The organism is Allomuricauda ruestringensis DSM 13258 (genome assembly GCF_000224085.1).
Taxonomy (GTDB): Bacteria; Bacteroidota; Bacteroidia; order Flavobacteriales; family Flavobacteriaceae; genus Flagellimonas; species Flagellimonas ruestringensis.
In genome coordinates this window covers 2,143,362-2,162,616 of record NC_015945.1, presented here as the reverse complement: position 1 = coordinate 2,162,616, position 19,255 = coordinate 2,143,362, and the positions used below count along the sequence as shown (strand labels likewise).

14 protein-coding genes and 1 riboswitch are annotated in these 19,255 nt (G+C 42.9%); of the genes, 3 read left to right on the top strand and 11 right to left on the bottom strand.

Features of this window, described 5'->3' with window-relative positions; genetic code table 11:
• Positions 1–36 precede the first annotated feature (36 nt).
• The 10 genes from MURRU_RS09665 to metK all read right to left on the bottom strand — a co-directional run bounded on the left by MURRU_RS09665 (position 37) and on the right by metK (position 13,521).
• Positions 37–1,284 (bottom strand): sulfate adenylyltransferase subunit 1, encoded by a 1,248-nt coding sequence (locus MURRU_RS09665; RefSeq protein WP_014033280.1) that lies wholly within the window; start codon positions 1,282–1,284, stop codon positions 37–39.
• Positions 1,285–1,332: 48 nt separating this feature from the next.
• Positions 1,333–2,241, bottom strand: coding sequence for a sulfate adenylyltransferase subunit CysD (gene cysD, locus MURRU_RS09660; protein ID WP_041801923.1), 909 nt, complete (start codon positions 2,239–2,241; stop codon positions 1,333–1,335).
• Between the two features lie 93 nt (positions 2,242–2,334).
• On the bottom strand, positions 2,335–2,958 hold the full coding sequence (locus MURRU_RS09655; RefSeq protein ID WP_014033278.1) for a phosphoadenosine phosphosulfate reductase domain-containing protein: 624 nt from the start codon (positions 2,956–2,958) through the stop codon (positions 2,335–2,337).
• Between the two features lie 11 nt (positions 2,959–2,969).
• A complete protein-coding gene (locus tag MURRU_RS09650; protein WP_014033277.1) occupies positions 2,970–3,233 on the bottom strand; it encodes a DUF2061 domain-containing protein in 264 nt (87 codons plus the stop codon).
• A gap of 178 nt (positions 3,234–3,411) precedes the next feature.
• Positions 3,412–3,819: an RrF2 family transcriptional regulator gene (locus MURRU_RS09645; protein ID WP_014033276.1), complete on the bottom strand. Its 408-nt coding sequence runs from the start codon at positions 3,817–3,819 to the stop codon at positions 3,412–3,414.
• Between the two features lie 55 nt (positions 3,820–3,874).
• Positions 3,875–5,041 (bottom strand): trans-sulfuration enzyme family protein, encoded by a 1,167-nt coding sequence (locus MURRU_RS09640; RefSeq protein ID WP_014033275.1) that lies wholly within the window; start codon positions 5,039–5,041, stop codon positions 3,875–3,877.
• Positions 5,042–5,116: 75 nt separating this feature from the next.
• Entirely contained in the window at positions 5,117–8,497 is a 3,381-nt protein-coding gene (gene thrA, locus MURRU_RS09635) for a bifunctional aspartate kinase/homoserine dehydrogenase I (protein WP_014033274.1), read from the bottom strand.
• A gap of 28 nt (positions 8,498–8,525) precedes the next feature.
• Entirely contained in the window at positions 8,526–9,800 is a 1,275-nt protein-coding gene (locus tag MURRU_RS09630) for an O-acetylhomoserine aminocarboxypropyltransferase/cysteine synthase family protein (RefSeq protein WP_014033273.1), read from the bottom strand.
• A 111-nt stretch (positions 9,801–9,911) separates the two neighbouring features.
• A riboswitch (SAM riboswitch) is annotated at positions 9,912–10,020 on the bottom strand.
• Between the two features lie 109 nt (positions 10,021–10,129).
• Entirely contained in the window at positions 10,130–12,064 is a 1,935-nt protein-coding gene (locus MURRU_RS09625; RefSeq protein WP_014033272.1) for a CocE/NonD family hydrolase, read from the bottom strand.
• Positions 12,065–12,267: 203 nt separating this feature from the next.
• Positions 12,268–13,521, bottom strand: a complete 1,254-nt coding sequence (gene metK, locus MURRU_RS09620; protein ID WP_014033270.1) for a methionine adenosyltransferase — start codon at positions 13,519–13,521, stop codon at positions 12,268–12,270.
• 326 nt (positions 13,522–13,847) lie between these two features.
• Here metK and MURRU_RS09615 point away from each other — a divergent pair, with 326 nt between their 5' ends.
• The 3 genes from MURRU_RS09615 (at position 13,848) to MURRU_RS09605 (ending at position 16,702) form a co-directional block, all read left to right on the top strand.
• Positions 13,848–14,465: a deoxynucleoside kinase gene (locus MURRU_RS09615; protein ID WP_014033269.1), complete on the top strand. Its 618-nt coding sequence runs from the start codon at positions 13,848–13,850 to the stop codon at positions 14,463–14,465.
• Between the two features lie 101 nt (positions 14,466–14,566).
• A complete protein-coding gene (locus MURRU_RS09610; RefSeq protein WP_014033268.1) occupies positions 14,567–15,844 on the top strand; it encodes a serine hydrolase domain-containing protein in 1,278 nt (425 codons plus the stop codon).
• A gap of 141 nt (positions 15,845–15,985) precedes the next feature.
• The gene (locus MURRU_RS09605; RefSeq protein ID WP_014033267.1) at positions 15,986–16,702 is read left to right on the top strand and encodes an energy transducer TonB; all 717 of its coding nucleotides are present in this window, start codon (positions 15,986–15,988) and stop codon (positions 16,700–16,702) included.
• Positions 16,703–16,786: 84 nt separating this feature from the next.
• Here MURRU_RS09605 and MURRU_RS09600 read toward each other — a convergent pair whose 3' ends face one another.
• Positions 16,787–19,189, bottom strand: coding sequence for a sodium-translocating pyrophosphatase (locus MURRU_RS09600; RefSeq protein WP_014033266.1), 2,403 nt, complete (start codon positions 19,187–19,189; stop codon positions 16,787–16,789).
• Positions 19,190–19,255 lie beyond the last annotated feature (66 nt).

Sequence of the window (19,255 nt, the reverse complement as noted above, 5' to 3'; positions counted from 1 at the left end):
AAAGCACCCCCTTTCTCCTACCGAGGTAAAAGAATATTATTCAATAAATCCTACGCCTGCTGTTGTGTTTGTTCGACTGTCGATTATAATGAAAGAACCGTTGGTACGGTGATCTTTGAACCTATCATAAAAAATAGGTTTGTTCAATTTAAAGCGCACTTTGGCAATATCATTCATTTGAAGTGAAGTTACATTTTCTTCAATTCCGGAATAATCTGGATGAATCCTATGCTCAATGGCATCCACCTTGGCGAGTACTTTATTCACCCCATGTTGAAGCATGTACTTTCCACCTGGTGTAAAGTTGTCACTGTCCATCCAAGATACGGTAGCGGTCAATTGTTTATCCACAGTGGGCAAATCACCGGCTTTTACCAACATATCCCCTCGACTTACATTCACCTCATCTTCCAAAGTAATGGTAACCGAGGATCGTCTTGGTGCTGTTTGGTATTCCTTATCATAAAAATAAATGGCCTTTATTTTGGACTGTGTCATCGATGGCAATACCACTACTTCGTCGCCTACACTAAGCTCTCCGCCATATACTTTTCCAGCAAAACCACGAAAATCGTGAAAATCTTCAGTTTTTGGACGAATTACATACTGCACGGGAAAACGTGGAGTACCCGTGTTATAAATATCCTTCTGGTCCAACTCCTCCAGATGCTCCAAGAGTGTTTGGCCTTTGTACCAAGGCGTTTGCTTGGAACGATTCACCACGTTGTCACCCTTTAAGGCACTAACGGGTATGAAGGTTATATTTTGATCTTGATAATCCCTTTTCCCCATCAATTCTGAAAAATCGGCCTTGATTTTGTTATAGGTTTCTTCGGAAAAATCCACCAAGTCCATTTTGTTGATGGCAACAATCACATCTTTCACCCTCAAAAGGTTATTGATAAAAAAGTGACGGTGTGTTTGCTCAATCACTCCTTTTCGAGCATCAATCAAAATAATGGATGCTTGAGAAGTAGAAGCTCCGGTAACCATATTTCGCGTGTACTCCACGTGTCCGGGAGTATCGGCAATGATGTAACTTTTGGTTGGTGTGGAAAAGTAAATATGGGCTACATCGATAGTGATACCCTGTTCTCTTTCTGCTACCAAACCATCAGTGGCCAAAGAAAAATCAAGATAATCGTATCCTTTTTGTTTGCTGGTTCTTTCAATGGCCTCCAATTTATCGTCGGTCATTGATTTTGTATCGTACAACAATCTTCCGATCAAGGTACTTTTACCGTCATCTACACTTCCTGCTGTTGCTATTTTTAATACTTCCAATGCTTTGTCTTTTTAGATTTCCACCTTCGTGGAAATGACTTTTGTTTTTTAGAAATAACCTTGTTGCTTCCGCTTTTCCATGGCGGCTTCGGAACGTTTGTCATCAATTCGAGCTCCCCTTTCCGAGATTCTGGAGTCCCTGATTTCGGAGACTACCTTATCTATGGTGTCGGCATGGGATTCCACTGCTGCGGTACAGCTCATATCTCCCACGGTTCTAAAACGTACCATTCGTTCTTCCACTTGCTCATCATCGGCCCTAAAAACCACATCATCCTCGGCAGACCAAATCAAACCATCCCGCAGGAAGGTGTTCCTTTTGTGTGCAAAGTAAATGGATGGAATTTCTATGTTTTCTTTTTGGATATAGCTCCAAACATCCAATTCTGTCCAGTTGCTTATTGGGAACACTCGTACATTTTGTCCTATTTCGATTTCACCGTTGAGCATATCGAACAATTCTGGTCGCTGGTTCTTTTCGTCCCATTGTCCAAAATCGTCACGCACTGAAAAAATACGCTCTTTGGCTCTTGCCTTTTCCTCATCTCTTCGGGCCCCTCCTATACAGGCATCGAACTTAAATTCTTCAATGGCATCCAACAGGGTTGTGGTCTGCAACATATTCCTGCTGGCATATTTACCAGTCTCTTCAACTACTTTTCCCTCATCAATGGAGTCCTGAACGTTTCGTACAATCAGTTCCACACCTAGTTCTTCTACCAATCTGTCCCTAAACTCGATGGTTTCGGGAAAGTTGTGGCCCGTATCGATATGCATTAAGGGAAAAGGTATTTTGGCGGGCCAAAATGCTTTTTGGGCCAAACGTACCAATGTGATGGAATCTTTTCCTCCGGAAAACAACAGTACAGGTTTTTCAAACTGTGCCGCCACTTCGCGCATAATATAAATTGCCTCATGTTCCAGAGCATTTGCGTTTGGTCTTTCAACACCGTTCAAGGTCTCTGGTTTTTTTATTTCTTCTGTAAGTGTACTCAAAGTTCAATTTTGTTTTTACCTCGTGCTTATGCTCAAGGGACAATTACTATTTTATTAGGTATGCAAACCACATTCGCGATTCGCCAATACTTTAGTCGGATCAAAATATTTATGTTCGTTCGGCAAACCCTGTGCTTTTAAATAAGCATCCAACTGGGTATCGCTCCAATGGTAAAATGGGCTCACTTTAAGTACGCCGTCTTTGCTCAAACTCAAAACATCCAAGGAATCCCTGTGGGCGGTTTGACCTTTGCGTAGGTTTGTGAACCAAACATCTGGTTTGTGCTCGGCCATTGCCCTGCGGAAAGGTTCCAACTTCACCTGTTCTGTAAACTCTTTGTGCAAAGGATCATCTATTTGTGGAATCCCCATAACTGCATCGCGGTGGGAACTTGTCTGTTTTGGTACATATAATTTTATGTTGAGTCCCAATCTGGAAATCAACTCTTCGGCATGTTTATAGGTTTGAGGTGTATTGTAGCCCGTATCGCACCATATTACCGGAATGCTTTTATCCACTTCGGTAACTGCATGGAGGATGGCCACTTCATAAGGTCTAAAATTAGTGGTGACCACGGATTTTTTACCATGACTTATTGCCCATGATATGATTTCCTCTGGCGGAATGCCCTTAAACTGGCGGTTCAAATTCTGTATTTCTTCTTGCGTCAATGCCATTGCCATTAATTTTATTTACCCCATTTGATGGAGTTCCATATTCTCTCGTGAAAAAAATAAAGCACCATTTTGGTGACCAGTTCCACCAATCCAATTGAAAAAGCCATACTTAAGGTCCCTGTTACGACCCAAGATATCAATATAGTATCCAGAGTTCCCACAATTCTCCAACTTATGGATTTTACGACACTTCTTTTGGGGCTTTCCGAAGCGTTGTCCTTTGCATAAGTACTTTGCTCCTTGTCGCTTTTTATTATCAACTGATCAGTAATCATTTACATTCTTTTATTACCCTACTTGATTAGTAGGAATTTCAAAAGTAAAATTATTTTTCAGAACAAAAAGCAAAATGAATCATAAATTTACTTTTACCCTATAGTTTTAGTAGATTATCGATGTTAAATAGCGAATTTTGAGAATTTTGAATCTGAAATTCCTTAATTGAAGAACGAATTAAAGTAAATCGGCTAGCGTATTGTTCCGGTAGACATCCAGTGCACTGTCTCTTACTTGAAGCATTAGCTTATGAACAGAGCACTCCACCTCATCCGGACAGTCATCACATTTTTCGTAGAAATTTAAGCTCACACAGGGAACCATCGCAATTGGTCCTTCCAAAACCCGCATTACGGTGGTCATGAGTATGTCTTCTGGGTCCTTAATTAGGTAGTACCCCCCACCCTTACCTTTTTTAGAGCCCAAAAGTCCATTTCTGCGGAGCGTGAGCAAAATACTTTCCAAAAACTTTTGGGAAATATTCTCTTGCTTGGCTATTTCGGCGATTTGGACAGGTTCCCGTCCCTCGACTTTTGCAAGATAGGTAAGTGCTTTGAGTCCGTATTTTGTCTTCTTGGAGAGCATCGCACGAATATAGGGAAAATTAACAATCTACCTCTAAAACCAATTTTAAGAAAGGTTATCCTAAAGCCTGCTCAATGTCAGCAATAATATCATCGATATGCTCTAGGCCCACGGACACCCGGACCATTCCATCGGAGATTCCCACGGCCTTACGTTCTTCTGTGGTGAGCTTACTGTGCGTGGTGGATGCGGGGTGGGTAACAATGCTTCGGGCATCACCCAAATTGGCAGATAAGGATAATAGTTCAATACTATTGAAGAATTCCCTGCCTGCGTCCAGACCTCCTTTTACCTCAAAAGCAACAACACAACCACCAGCTTTCATTTGTTTTTTGGCGACTTCATGTTTTGGATGGGATTTTAAAAATGGATATTTCACCCATTCAATCTTATCATGACCTTCCAAATAGGTCGCCAATTTCAAGGCGTTTTCACAATGCCTGTCCACTCGAATCGCCAAGGTTTCCAAACTGCGGGACAGCACCCACGCGTTGAACGGTGACAATGCAGGGCCGGTGATACGGGAAAAACGATATACTTTATCCATCAACTCACCGCTCCCTACCGTGATTCCAGCAAGCACTCTTCCTTGACCATCCATTAACTTGGTTCCTGAGTGAATCACTAAATCAGCACCAAATTTTATAGGTTGCTGTAAGTAAGGGGTCGCAAAACAGTTGTCGATAATAAATATGAGTCCATGTTTTTTGGCGATTTTCCCCAAAACTTCCAAATCCAGCACATCCACTCCGGGGTTGGTCGGTGTTTCAGCATAAAGGATCTTGGTATTGGGTTGGATCAATCCTTCAATAGTGGAAAGGTCATTGGCATCAAAATAACTGGTGCCAATATTCCACTTCGGAAAAAACTGTGTGAACAGGGTATGGGTAGAACCAAAAATACTCTTGGATGATATTACATGATCGCCGGCATCCAGCAAGGCCGCCAAGGTGGAAAAAACTGCTGCCATGCCCGAGGCATAGGCAAAACCATTCTCCGCACCTTCCATCTTGCACACTTTTTCGATTAGTTCGTTCGAATTGGGATTGGAATATCTGGAATAAATATTCCGGTCCTTTTCCTCCGCAAAAGATGCGCGCATATCTTCAGCATCTTCGAAAACAAAGCTCGATGTCATGTAAATTGGACTGGAATGTTCCAAATTTTGACTGCGCTCCATTTGTGTTCTTATCGCTTCTGTCTCGAATTTTTTCTTCTCCATTACTTATTATTATTGGTGACTTCGACTACGCTCAGCCACCAGCACCCAAAACACGGTAACTGAGCGTAGTCGAAGTTATATCTTTTCTGCTATTCTTAAAATATCTCCAAATACGCCTCTTGCCGTTACGGCCGCCCCAGCTCCAGCTCCTTGAATCACCAAGGGATGCTCCCCGTAGGACTCCGTATAGATCTCAATAATGGAATCGGAACCTTTTACCTGCCCCAAGGCACTTTCTTTGGGCGCAGAAATCAATTTCACCTCCAAAACACCCTTATCTTGCTGTAAATCACCATGCAAATCACCCACATAGCGCAACACGTGCCCTTGTTCTTGGCCCTCTTTGACCTCCTTATAGATTTTATCCATTTCCCCGATGCGTTCCATGAATTTTTCAAAATCCAAGGTTTGAAGCTCTTCGGGAATCAGGTTTTGTACATCAATATCGGAAAACTCATTTTGAAGATCTAGTTCCCTAGCCAAAATCAACAATTTCCTTCCCACATCATTACCAGATAAATCTTCCCTTGGATCAGGTTCGGTAAAGCCGCTTTCCATAGCTTCCTTTACAATTTCTGAAAAAGAAACATCCTTCTCTGAAAAGGTATTGAAAATATAACTTAATGATCCAGAGAATACTCCTTTGATTCGCGTAATATTTTCTCCGGAAAGGTGTAACAATTTGATGGTATCAATTAGAGGCAACCCTGCCCCTACATTGGTCTCGTAGAGATATTGCTTTTGATTTTTATCCAAACACTTCCTAATCGATTTATATTTCTCAAAACTCAGCGTGTTTGCAATCTTGTTTGATGAAACCAAGTCGAAGCCGTGCTCGATCAATAATTCGTATTGCTCTACAAATGTATTGCTCGCCGTATTGTCCACCGCGATCAGGTTTTCCAAATGATATTGTTTCGCAAAGGCTATAATATCTTCAATTTGATAGGGTTGCCCCTCTTTTTCCAAACGTTCTTTCCAATCGGCACCAACTCCTGAAGCATCCAAAAGTACTTTTTTGGAATTTGCTACGGCAAACACTTTTAAGTCAATACTTTTTCTTTCCTCAATACTGCTTTTTGAATCCAAAACCTGACTGATCAGCGTGCCTCCTACATTGCCATGTCCAAACAATGCCAGATTGATTTTCCTCGCAATTCCGAAGATCTGCCCATGAATCACATTGATGGCCTTGTTCAAATCGGATTTCTTCACCACCATACTCACATTCTTGCCAGTAACCGTGTTGTTGAACAGCAAGGGCGTGATTTGGTTTTTCGCCAATGCATTGAACGGTTTGTGGAAGCTGCTCAAATCCATCCCAACGATGGAGATAACGGAGACATCCTTAACTACCGAAATCTGGTTGATGTCTTGCGATGAATAATCCGTCTCGAATTCTTGGTCCAGCACTTTTTTGGCCTTATCGGCTTTGGATTCGTCCACAACAAGGCCAATGCCCCGTTCCGAAGATCCTTGGGAAACAATTCCGACACTAATGCCATTTTGGCCCAAAGCTCTAAAAATCCGCATGTCGACACCCACTTTTCCGAGCAGTCCCCTACCCTCCAAATTGATCAGGGCCATGTTATCGAGCACCGAAAGGGATTTAATTCCGCCATTGTCAGTTTTTGGCCCTATCAATGTTCCTTCGCTTTCATCGTTGAAGGTGTTGCATATGCGCAATGGAATATTTTTCTCGATCAACGGAATTATGGTCTTCGCGTGCAGAATGTTGGCGCCAAAATTGGCTAATTCGTTCGCCTCGCCATAGGAAATCACATCAATCAACTTGGCATCTTGCACCAAATCTGGATTGGCAGTAAAAATACCGTCCACGTGGGTATAGTTGATTAGCTCGCCAGCGTCCAAAAAGTTGGCCAACAGGGCTGCTGAATAGTTGGTTCCATTTCTTCCCAAAGTAGTGGTCGCCCCTTCTTTGTTGGAAGCGATAAAACCGGTAACAACAGAAATGGTCCCAGCTTTCAGGTTGTGGAAATATCGAATCACATTTTCTTTGGAAAGTCCCTCATCTACCTCCGCATTGCTATAACTATCATCAGTTTTGATGAGTTTACGAGAATCCAAGAGCTCTGCTTTGATTCCCTTTGCGTTCAACGCAGCAGTCACATATTTACCTGATATCAGTTCGCCGAAGGACAATACTTCATCCTTGGTTTTGAGGCTGTAATCCCCTGTTAAGGAAACCCCGTTCAATATTTTTTCAATGGTGGTCAGTTCCTCATCAATATCTAGACCAACAAAATTGTTTTTCTGATAGTTGGTGAACTTTTTTAAGTCCGACTGAAAATCAGCTCCCTTGGCTGCTTTGTCGAGCAAGCTTTCCAATTGGTCCGTCGCCTTTCCTCTGGCAGAAACTACCACTGCGAAATGCTCTTCTTCTTGATGCCTTTTCCTGATGATATTCAACACGCGCTCAATACCTTCTCCGTTGGCCAGAGATTTTCCACCAAACTTTAAAATTTTGATGCGCTCGGTGTTCGTGTGAAAAACAGTCTCCAACAATTTTTCCAATTGTTCGAACTCCATCAAAAAGGCATCGTGACCGTGTACGGACTGCACCTCGCCATAGGTTACGTTGGTGTTGGCCTGGGCCAACCTTTTAAACGTCTCTTTGTTTTCTTCTGCTGTGAAAAACAAATCGGAATTTACCCCGATGATATGAATTTTGGTGTCACTGTCCTGCAAAGCCTTAAAGGCTTCTTCCCCATTACGGGTAATGTCGATGGATTTCAACAATTGGTTCATCAACTTATATGCGGACAACTGAAAACGCTCTTGCAGTTTTTCACCATGGTGCATCAACCAAGATTCCACGTTGAACACCTGAAGCTCCTCGTTGGTACTTCTTTTGAATCGTTCTTTGAACGATTCCGGAGTACGATAGCACAACATAGCGTGCATACGGGCATCGTGTACGGGTTGTTTGGAATTGACCAAGAACTGCTCTTGAATCTGACAATTGGCAATCAACCAATCCGTAGATTTCCAATCAGACGCCACAGGAATCAAGTGTTCCGTAATATTTGTATTGATGGCGGCCATTTCCCAAGCAATGCCACCTCCCAAAGAGCCGCCGATAATGGCGAACAATTTATCGATCTTTAATTGCTCCAATCCCCAGAGAAACATTCTGGCGATGTCTCCGGCTACAAAGTCTTTATAGTTTTCGATAATAAATCCATCGAAACCATTGCCCGGAATATTAAAGGATACAATGGTGTACTTCTCTGTATCGATACATTTTCCATCCCCGATCAGATCGGACCACCATCCATCTTTCCCAGCCACATTGGAATTACCGGTGAGCGCGTGGTTTACCAAGATTATAGGTGCCGTATGCAAGGGTTTCCCAAATGTCTGGTAGGATAACTCTATTTCCTGCTCGCTGCCACTCAGTGTTTTAAACCTTTCTATTTTCAGATACTTTAACATAGCTATTCCATCACATTATTAACTCCGATTAAAGACTTGCAAAGGCATTTTTTAAATCTGCCTTTAAATCGGACAAATCTTCCAAGCCTACGGACAATCGGATCAAATCTTGGGTTACCCCTGCGGATCCCTGATCTTCTGCACTCAACTGTTGGTGCGTTGTACTCGCAGGATGGATGATCAAGGATTTTGTATCGCCAATATTGGCCAACAACGAAAATAGTTTGGTCTCGTCGGCTATCTTCTTGGCGGCCTCATACCCTCCCTTGACACCAAAGGTAACAATACCACTTTGTCCATTGGGCAAGTATTCATCTGCCAAGGCTTTATAGGTATTGGAATCCAACCCTGGATAGTTTACCCACTCAACCTCATCCCTGGTTTCCAGCCATTGTGCCAATGCCAGGGCATTTTCACTATGCTTTTTCATGCGAATTTCCAAGGTTTCCAATCCTTGAATAATCTGAAAGGCATTAAAAGGGCTCAAGCATGCCCCGTGATCCCGTAATCCTTCCACCCGGACCTTGGCAATATATGCCGCGGCTCCAAGTGCATCGTGATAGACCAATCCGTGATATCCCGGAGAAGGTTCAGTGAATTCCGGGAACTTACCACTGGCCCAATCAAAATTACCTGCATCTATTATAGCTCCACCCAGAGCCGTCCCGTTGCCATTGATGTATTTGGTAAGGGAATGAATGACGATATTGGCCCCGTGTTCGATTGGGTTCAATAGTGCTGGTGAAGCAACGGTATTATCCACAATAAATGGTACCTGCGCTGCTTTTGCTTCTTTGGAGATTGCTTTTAAATCCAGTACATCCAACTTTGGGTTGCCCAAGGATTCCACAAAGAAAGCTCTGGTATTCTCTTTTACGGCTTTACCAAAATTGGACGGGTCCGATGGATCTATAAATGTTGTGGTGATTCCCAAACGAGGCAGGGTAACGCTAAAAAGGTTGTACGTACCTCCATACAAACTATTGGAAGCCACAATGTGGTCCCCGGCCTTGAGCAACACCAACAATGCCGTGTTTATAGCTCCGGTGCCCGAAGCTGTGACGACTGAGGCAATTCCACCTTCCAAAGCGGCCAATCGTTGCTCAAGAATATCATTGGTCGGGTTATTGATACGAGTGTAAATGTTACCGAACTCTGCCAAGGAAAAAAGGTTGGCAGCATGGTCGGAATCGTTGAACACATAGGCAGAACTCTGATAAATGGGCACCGCTCTTGTTCCTCCGTTTGCTGTTACATCGTGTCCTGCGTGCAGGGCATTGGTAGAAAATTTTTGATCGCTCATGACTTTGTTTTTTTAATTGTTAAAACGAAAAATTAAAAAGTCAAACTCTTAGCCCGTGGGCGTAAGAAAATCAAAAAGTTATAAGAAAATGAAATCGAAAATGGTCGATTGTCGTTATCTATACCCAACTGGGATAGAATGTAGCACCTTCTCGACACTAGGGGGCCAAGGGTTGCTAAGGTTTCAAAGGGTCTACTCCCTCCACCTTTCTTGATAACTAATCAATACTTGTTTGAACTTCGAACGACAAATATACTGATGGAAAATTTGATTTTCCTAATCTTTTAGGAAAATTTCATCACATGAGCCTGTCCACGAACTTCTACTATTTATTTCAACACGGTAAACTCAACACTGGAATCTGTGAAAACGGTATGCGTCTGTGTTTTGAAATCAGACTCATCCGCCTTAAAGATATTCTCCACATAGGTCTGTGGGTTTAAATCGATAAGCGGGAACCAGGTACTCTGCACCTGAATTTGTAGTTTATGTCCTTTCTTGATGGTGTGGAACACATCCTGAAGCTTGATGTTCACATCCGTCTTTTTGTTGGGCGTAAATGGCTCTGGCTCCGAAAAACTGTTCCTGAAGCGACCACGGAGCACCTCGCTCCTTACCATTAAATGGTAATTGCTCATTTTGAGGTGGTCCTGCATTTCTTCGTTTGTCTCTGTATCCCCTGGGTGCACATCGATGACCTTGACAATCCAATCGGCAGCCGTGCCCGTGGTGGCCACTTTAAGTTTAGCCAAAATATCTCCTGCCAAAGTGAGGTCTTCCTCCATCACATCGGTTTCAAAAACCAGCACATCGGAACGACGGGCGGCAAAACGCTGATCATCGGTCATATACTTTCTTGGGGTGAAAACTGTCTTTACATCTTCGGAATAGGGAACAGGTTTTTTTATATTACTAATAAATTGAATTCCCGTGGTTCCTTTTTGTTCCGAAGTGAGTTCTTGATCTTCGGACAGGTACATAGTTTGTTTGGTGGCGTTCTCTGGTGGCCAGTCATCATACTTTTTCCATTCTTTTCTACCGGTATCAAACACATAAGCCTCGGGTAATCCCGAATTCTTATCGCCTTCTCCTTTAAGGAAGTGGTTGAAGAACTTCGTCTCAATTTCTTCTTGAAAAAACCAAGAAATGGAATCCCCAAAATAGTAGTTTCCCACAGCATTGCGCTGTTTGTCCCTGGCCCAAGCTCCGTGGTCCCAAGGTCCAAAGACCATAGTATTGTAATTGTTCTCGTTGTACTTTTCAATGTTTTTATAGGTTTCCAAAGGCCCATAAAGATCTTCAGCATCAAACCAACCTCCCACTACCATCGTGGCCACGCTGCTCTTCACATCTTTCAAGTGCTGAATAAGTCCCCTACTTTGCCACATAGCATCATAATTCGGATGTTCCTTCAATTCGTTCCAAAAGAAATCATCGGTAACTCCTTCGGGACGCATTGTAGGGGTGTCGGCGGTTTCGTATTCAAAAAAGTAATCCAAATTTTTGAGCGGCCCCGCATCCAAAAAGAATTGGTATTGGTCTTCCGTTGGAAGTTCTGGCAAGGTATACCAAGCTGTATCAATGGGCTGGTCACCATTGGGACGCGGTGTTCCAAACAAAGAAGTTGCCCTGAAATAGCTCAACAAATAAGCACCATTGTGGTGAAAGTCATCAAAAAAGAAGTCCCCTATACTGGCCTGTGGTGAAGCGGCTTTCAACGCTGGATGCGCATCCACGGTAGCATAAGTAGCATAAAATCCTGGATACGATATTCCCCAAACACCCACATTGCCATTGTTGTTTTCCACATTGTTCACCAACCATTCAATAGTATCGTAGGTATCAGAGCTTTCATCCACTTGGTCATCGGAAGTTTTATTCGGAATGTAGGCTCGCATATTTTCGTAATGTCCCTCGCTGAGCCATCTTCCCCTAACATCTTGGTAAACGATGATGTTCCCTTCTTTCATCAAATGCTCGTTAGGACCTATTTTGGTTCTAAAATTACCCTCTCCATAAGGTCTGGAGCTGTAGGGCGTACGTTGCATAATGATGGGGTACGCTTTGGAAGTATCCTTCGGGGAGTAAATGGTGGTATGCAGTTTTATCCCGTCCCGCATTTCAATGTCCACTTCTTTTTTGGTGTAATTCTCAGCTACATAAGTATCAACCTCTTGGACTTCGGTCTTTACCGTTTTTTTGCAACTCACGGTTACAAACAACATTAAAATACTTAGAAACAGGATTCTAACGGAACTTCTCATATGTTCTCTTTTTGATATGCTAAAGCTACTAAAGTTCACGGGAGTATGCCAATAAAAAAGCTATCCAAAAAGTATGGAAATGCGTTATTCTGAATTCATTTCAGAATCTCAAACAAATCAGTATGAGAACCTGAATCAAGTTCAGGTTGACCAAAATCCAACTAAAGACAGCCTCCTTTTTTATTCAATGAAATAGCTTAAACCTATAAACCAAAGGTTTCTTTCACCTTGTCCACCATATCCAATTTCTCCCAAGTGAAAAGTTCCACTTCTTTTTCAATTCTTCCATTGTAAGGAGATTCAAAAACCTTGGTAACGGTTCTGGATTGTTTACCCATGTGACCGTAAGCAGCCGTTTCCGAATAAATAGGATTCCGAAGTTTTAAGCGTTCTTCAATGGCAAAAGGTCGCATATCGAACAATTCCGATGCTTTTTTGGCAATCTCGCCATCCGACATATCCACATGGGAAGATTTATAGGTATCTACAAAAATAGATGTGGGCTCAACCACTCCAATGGCATAGCTCACCTGCACTAAAATTTCTCCTGCAACACCGGCAGCTACCAAGTTTTTGGCCATGTGCCGGGCTGCATAGGCAGCACTTCGGTCTACCTTGCTCGGATCTTTTCCACTAAAAGCACCACCTCCGTGGGCACCTTTTCCACCGTAGGTGTCCACCACAATCTTTCTTCCCGTAAGACCAGCATCACCGTGCGGTCCTCCAATCACAAACTTTCCAGTTGGGTTGATGTGGTAATTGATGTTGTCCGTAAATAATTTTTGAATGCTCTCAGGCAATAATTTTTTCACTTCAGGAATCAAAATATTGATGATATCGTCCTTTATCTTGGCCAACATGGCTTCGTCGGAGTCAAACTCATCATGCTGAGTGGACACCACAATGGTATCTATCCGTTGCGGTATGTTATCATCCGAATACTCAATGGTTACCTGCGCTTTTGCATCGGGACGCAAATATGGAATTCGGGCTCCTTCTCTTCTCAGACCGGCCAACACCTCCAAAATTTTGTGTGAAATATCCAATGCCAAAGGCATATAGTTGTTAGTTTCCGTGGTAGCATAACCAAACATCATTCCTTGGTCGCCCGCACCTTGCTCTTCTTTGGTACCGCGATCAACTCCTTGATTGATGTCCTGCGATTGCTCGTGAATCAATGAAATAACCCCGCAAGAATCGCCACTGAATTTATATTCTCCCTTGGTGTAGCCGATTTTGTTGATCACTTCCCTGGCTATGCTCTGTAGGTCCACATAGGTATGACTTTTCACCTCGCCGGCCAAAACTACCTGACCTGTGGTTACCAAAGTTTCGCACGCCACTTTACTCTCGGGGTCAAAGGCCAAAAAATTATCCAGCAATGCATCACTTATCTGATCCGCAATCTTATCTGGATGTCCCTCACTAACGGATTCTGATGTAAACAAATACGCCATTTTTCTTTTTTAAAATTGAAGATTTGACAAAAAAGTGCGAAGAAGTTCCAAACCCTTGATGAAGAGATGCCAACTGGAGCTGGCATGAACTGCTTTAGCATTTTTCGTGTACCCAATTAAAGGTGCCGAGGTTGCAATCAGTCAAATCTTTCCTCGTTCTGAAGCGCAAAAGTACGTATTTGGAACATATTATAAAACTTTGTTTGCAGCCAATGCAAGATCATCCATTTGAACCAGTTTTTTTTCTTCAAGCGGATATACTTTGTATATTGCGATGATTAAAAACTCCCTGATCAATAAACACCAACTTAAAACACTTACACCCCATGCATATTGCTGTAGCAGGAAATATTGGCGCTGGAAAAACGACTTTAACAAACTTACTTGCAAAACATTATAAATGGGAAGCCCATTTTGAGGATGTAGTGGACAATCCCTATCTGGACGATTTTTACACCCAGATGGAACGTTGGAGCTTTAACCTCCAGATTTACTTTTTGAACAGTAGATACCGTCAAATTTTAAAGATCAGGGAAAGTGGAAAGAGTGTGATCCAAGATCGGACGATTTATGAGGATGCCCATATTTTTGCCCCCAACCTGCATGCCATGGGCCTTATGACCAACCGTGATTTTGAAAATTACAAAGGTCTTTTTGAGTTAATGGAAAGCTTGGTACAGCCCCCGGACCTTTTAATTTACTTGCGTAGTTCCATCCCCAACTTGGTTAGCCAAATCCACAAACGTGGTCGTGATTACGAAAATTCCATTTCCATTGATTATCTCAGCCGCTTGAACGAACGCTACGAAGCATGGGTAAACACCTATGAAAAAGGGAAACTGTTGATTTTTGATGTGGACAATCTTGACTTTGTGGACAATCCGGAAGATTTGGGCGAAGTCATCAACCGTATTGATGGGGAAATCCATGGATTGTTCGAGTAGGGACTTTTTTACTCGACTACCTTTCCCAATTCTTCTTTGCGGACAAAATATTAGGTATATTTAGATGCTTTTGCACGCTAAACAAACCAATATTAAGTCACATGAAAACAATGCAACCAACCAAATATGCAACTTTACTGTTTGCATTCCTCCTCTTTTTTACCACTAATGCCCAAGAACTCATCAAAGTTTCGCCCGAAGAAGCGGGTATGTCTTCCGAACGTTTGGAAATTTTATCCCAAACCTTTCAGGATTATATTCATGAGGATGAATTACCGGGAGCCACAATTCTTGTAGCTCGAAAAGGCAAGGTTGCCTATTTTGAATCTTTTGGGAAGAATGATTTAGAGAACGATATTCCCATGACCAATAATTCCATGTTCAGGATAGCCTCCCAGACCAAAGCCATTGTAAGTGCAGGTATTATGATGCTTCAAGAAAAAGGGAAACTATTGATTACCGACCCGGTCGGAAAATATATTCCCGCTTTTATGGAAACCAAGGTTGCCGTAAGTAAGGATGATGGCTCCTACGACATTGTTAAAGCCAATAGACCCATTACCATCCGCGATTTACTAACTCATACCTCTGGGGTTTCTTATGGGGAAGGAACCGCAGCCGATCTCTGGGAAAAAGCTGAAATCCAAGGATGGTATTTTGCCGATCGGGAAGAACCTATCTTGGCCACAGTAACCCGAATGGCAGACCTGCCTTTTGAGTCGCAACCTGGGGAACAATTTGTTTACGGTTACAACACCGATATTCTTGGTGCTTTGATCGAAGTGGTTTCAGGAAAAACTTTAGATGTTTTTTTACAAGAAAACATTCTTGACCCATTGGGTATGACCGATACTCATTTTTACCTTCCCGAAGCTAAAAAAGAACGTTTGGCCGTAGTGTATTCCCCCTCAGAGAATGGTTTGGAGCGCGCACCTAACCCTGGTGGCATGGTTGGGCAAGGCGCTTATGTGGAAGGCCCTCGAAAGAGTTTTTCCGGTGGAGCTGGACTTTTAAGTACCTCAATGGACTATGCTAAATTCCTGCAGATGATGCTCAACAAAGGAACATTGAATGGAAAACGCATCCTTTCCCCAAAAACCGTTGAACTTATGACGGTAAATCACTTGGGCAAAGCAACCTTTCCATGGGTGGGAGGCACTGGGTTTGGCTTGGGTTTTTCCATTGTGGAAGATTTAGGAGCTAGGGGCACCCCAGGATCCGTTGGTGAATATGGATGGGGTGGTGCTTATCATTCCTCCTATTGGGTAGACCCAAAAGAAGAATTGGTAGTGGTTTACTTTACACAATTGATTCCCTCGGGGGATATTGATGATCATGGAAAATTACGGGCTTTAATCTATCAGGCCGTAGTGGAATAAAAATTAGTTTTCCATTTCCCTCAACCAAATAACCCGTTCGCTCATTAGTGGTTTACTTTGGTTCTTTTTCAAAGTAGTTTAGGATTGGGATGAGCCCACTGCTATTAACTATGCCTTTTTAGGCCAAAAACTTTGAAAATTATGGAACCGAAAAAAAATCCACAACTTGATGTAAGACGAAACAGCCTACTCTTCTTTTTTGTAGGGATGACCTTGGTACTTCTGATGGCCTATTTGGCCTTGGAATGGAAAACCTATCACAACAATGATTCGTGGGATGTTAGTGGTTTAAAAGTTGATGAAGAATTAATCGAAGATGCGACCATTCTGAAACTGAAACTACCTGACCCACCCAAACCTAAAATAAAAACACCACCAAAAATTGAAATTGCGGATGACGAAGATGATATTGAAGAAACTGTAATAGAAGCTTCGGAGCCTGATCAAGACACCGAAATTGCTCCCGTTGAAAGTATTGAAGTTGCAGACAACGACATTCCAGAAGAAATCCCTTTTGTCCTGATTGAAAACGCCCCCATTTTTCCTGGTTGTGAAAATGAAAAGACCGAAAAAGACAAGCGAGCGTGTTTTCAATCACAGATGCTAAAACACATTCGCAAAAACTTCCGTTATCCGGAAATTGCCCAAGAAATGGGACTTCAAGGCAGGGTAAGCGTTATTTTTACAGTACAAAAAGATGGTAGCATTGGGAATGTAAGACTAAAAGGGCCTCACGAAAGTCTGGAAAAGGAGGCCGCACGAATTATTTCAAAATTACCGAGACTAGAGCCGGGAAAACAAAGAGGAACACCTGTTAAGGTACCGTATTCCATTCCCATTACGTTTAAATTAAACTAATATATCTCGACTGCGCTCGATGTGACAGCATAAAAAAACCACGCCATTGGGCGTGGTTTTTCCAGCTTTGCTATAAAGCGCGAGCTAATCCTTTGCCTCGGCACTCTTATATGCTTGTATCTTTTTTTCTAGTTCTTCTTTGGTGTCGGCCATAAGCTCTTTGGTTTCCTCCACTACTTCCCCATTAACTTTTGCACTAGAAGTAACAACTGCTTTGTAAGCTCCATCTTCAGTATTGCTTACCTCTACTCGGATCTGTTTTTCAACAGCCTTTGTTTCTTTCATGCCCTCTTCTGTAATGGTGATCATAGTACCATCCGCTTTCATCATACCTACTTCATCAGCTGGAGCAAGGCTCACCAAACTAGGAGCTATCACCAAGGCCACAACTGACATCAATTTGAGTAAAATATTCAAGGAAGGACCCGACGTATCCTTAAAAGGATCACCAACAGTATCACCTACGACGGCTGCTTTATGGGCATCGCTACCTTTACGGCCTTCGCTTTCAATGGTCTTTTTGGCATTGTCCCAAGCACCTCCAGCATTGGATTGGAATATGGCCATTAAAACTCCAGCGGTGGTTACACCTGCCAAAAGTCCGCCCAACATCTCAGCTCCGCCAATAAACCCTACGGCAACTGGAACGGCGATGGCCAACAATCCCGGCAACACCATTTCCTTGATGGATGCCTGTGTGGAAATCTCCACACATTTTTGATATTCTGCTTTACCATCTGCGGCTTCAAAAGTCTCCATATCCTCTTTGCTTGCTTTGGAAAGGTCCGAATCATACTTACGCATAACGGCCAAGGCAGCTTTCAATTCTGGAATATCCTTAAACTGACGGCGTACTTCCTCAATCATGGACATGGCAGCTCTACCCACCGCATTCATGGAAAGAGCGGAGAACACAAACGGAAGCATACCTCCTACCAAGAGTCCCGCCATAATATCAGGCTGTGACACATCAATGGATGTAACTCCAGCTGTCTTCATAAAGGCTGCGAAAAGTGCAAGTGCGGTCAATGCAGCAGACGCAATGGCAAAACCTTTACCAATGGCCGCTGTGGTGTTTCCAACAGCATCCAATTTATCGGTACGCTCACGGACTTCACTTGGCAATTCGGCCATTTCCGCAATACCTCCTGCATTGTCCGAGATAGGTCCATAAGCATCAACTGCAAGCTGAATACCAGTGTTCGCCAACATCCCTACGGCCGCAATGGCAATTCCGTACAGACCAGCGAAGTAGTGAGATACCAAAATTGCTGCAGCAATCAAAATAATTGGGATGGCCGTGGACATCATTCCAACACCAAGACCTGCAATAATGTTAGTTGCAGACCCTGTTTCTGATTGACGTACAATGGAGTTTACGGGTTTTTTTCCTGTTCCTGTATAGTATTCGGTAACCTTACCTACCAAAAGTCCAGCAACAAGTCCAGCAATAGTCGCCCAGAAAACTCCCATAGCTGTAAACTCTTTCCCGCCTTCCACCCAAGATTCGGGCAACATTGCGTTGATGATAAAGTATGAAGCAATCAACATTAAACCAGCTGATCCAAACTCACCAATATTCAATGCGGTTTGAGGGTTTCCTCCATCTTTAACCCGTACGAAGAATGTACCGATGATTGACATTATGATACCTATGGCAGCTAAGGCCAGAGGTAAATATACGGCACCAAGGCCATCAAAAGCAGCTTGAAATTCCGGCAATCCGGCAAAAACCGCACCCAATACCATAGTACCAATTATAGAACCTACATAGGATTCAAAAAGGTCGGCACCCATTCCGGCCACATCCCCTACATTATCCCCCACATTATCTGCAATGGTTGCAGGGTTCAATGGGTGATCTTCAGGTATTCCTGCTTCTACTTTACCAACTAAATCGGCTCCAACATCGGCAGCTTTGGTGTAAATACCACCGCCTACACGGGCAAAAAGTGCTATGGAAGATGCGCCAAGGGAGAAACCGGAGAGTACATTTAAAATTTCGGCAAGTTCCCAGCCTTGCCCACTGTAAATCATAAAGAGACCGCTCAATCCCAAAACACCAAGTCCCACAACACCAAGCCCCATTACGGCTCCACCGGCAAACGCCACTTCAAGGGCTTTACCAAGAGAGGTTCTTGCAGCATTGGTAGTTCTTACATTGGCTTTGGTCGCGACTTTCATTCCGATAAATCCGGCCAAAGCGGAACAGATGGCCCCTACAATAAAGGAAACGGCCACCATGCCGTTGGAACCTGTTTCGTTGCTTCCCTTGAAGAAGAGCAAAACGGCCACACAGACCACGAAGATGCTCAGTATTTTATATTCGGCCTTTAAGAATGACATTGCTCCATCTGCAATGTTCTTTGCAATCCTTGCCATTTTTTCGTCCCCGACCTCTTGTTTTGAAATCCATACATTCTTGATGAATACATACAGGAGGGCCAAGACACCAAATACAGGCAAAAATTTTACGATTAAATCCATAGGTTAGATTATTTAGAAATTTTTAATGCCAGCTAATGTAGTAAAATACGAAGTAATAAAAAAAAT

Excerpts from the sequence above, each read along its gene's own strand:
- thrA (WP_014033274.1), bottom strand. The coding sequence starts at position 8,497 with ATGTTAAAGTATCTGAAAATAGAAAGGTTTAAAACACTGAGTGGCAGC.
- MURRU_RS09630 (WP_014033273.1), bottom strand. The coding sequence starts at position 9,800 with ATGAGCGATCAAAAATTTTCTACCAATGCCCTGCACGCAGGACACGAT.
- MURRU_RS09600 (WP_014033266.1), bottom strand. The coding sequence starts at position 19,189 with ATGGATTTAATCGTAAAATTTTTGCCTGTATTTGGTGTCTTGGCCCTC.
- metK (WP_014033270.1), bottom strand. The coding sequence starts at position 13,521 with ATGGCGTATTTGTTTACATCAGAATCCGTTAGTGAGGGACATCCAGAT.
- MURRU_RS09615 (WP_014033269.1), top strand. The coding sequence starts at position 13,848 with ATGCATATTGCTGTAGCAGGAAATATTGGCGCTGGAAAAACGACTTTA.
- MURRU_RS09640 (WP_014033275.1), bottom strand. The coding sequence starts at position 5,041 with ATGGAGAAGAAAAAATTCGAGACAGAAGCGATAAGAACACAAATGGAG.
- MURRU_RS09605 (WP_014033267.1), top strand. The coding sequence starts at position 15,986 with ATGGAACCGAAAAAAAATCCACAACTTGATGTAAGACGAAACAGCCTA.
- MURRU_RS09610 (WP_014033268.1), top strand. The coding sequence starts at position 14,567 with ATGAAAACAATGCAACCAACCAAATATGCAACTTTACTGTTTGCATTC.
- MURRU_RS09650 (WP_014033277.1), bottom strand. The coding sequence starts at position 3,233 with ATGATTACTGATCAGTTGATAATAAAAAGCGACAAGGAGCAAAGTACT.
- MURRU_RS09625 (WP_014033272.1), bottom strand. The coding sequence starts at position 12,064 with ATGAGAAGTTCCGTTAGAATCCTGTTTCTAAGTATTTTAATGTTGTTT.
- MURRU_RS09655 (WP_014033278.1), bottom strand. The coding sequence starts at position 2,958 with ATGGCATTGACGCAAGAAGAAATACAGAATTTGAACCGCCAGTTTAAG.
- MURRU_RS09645 (WP_014033276.1), bottom strand. The coding sequence starts at position 3,819 with ATGCTCTCCAAGAAGACAAAATACGGACTCAAAGCACTTACCTATCTT.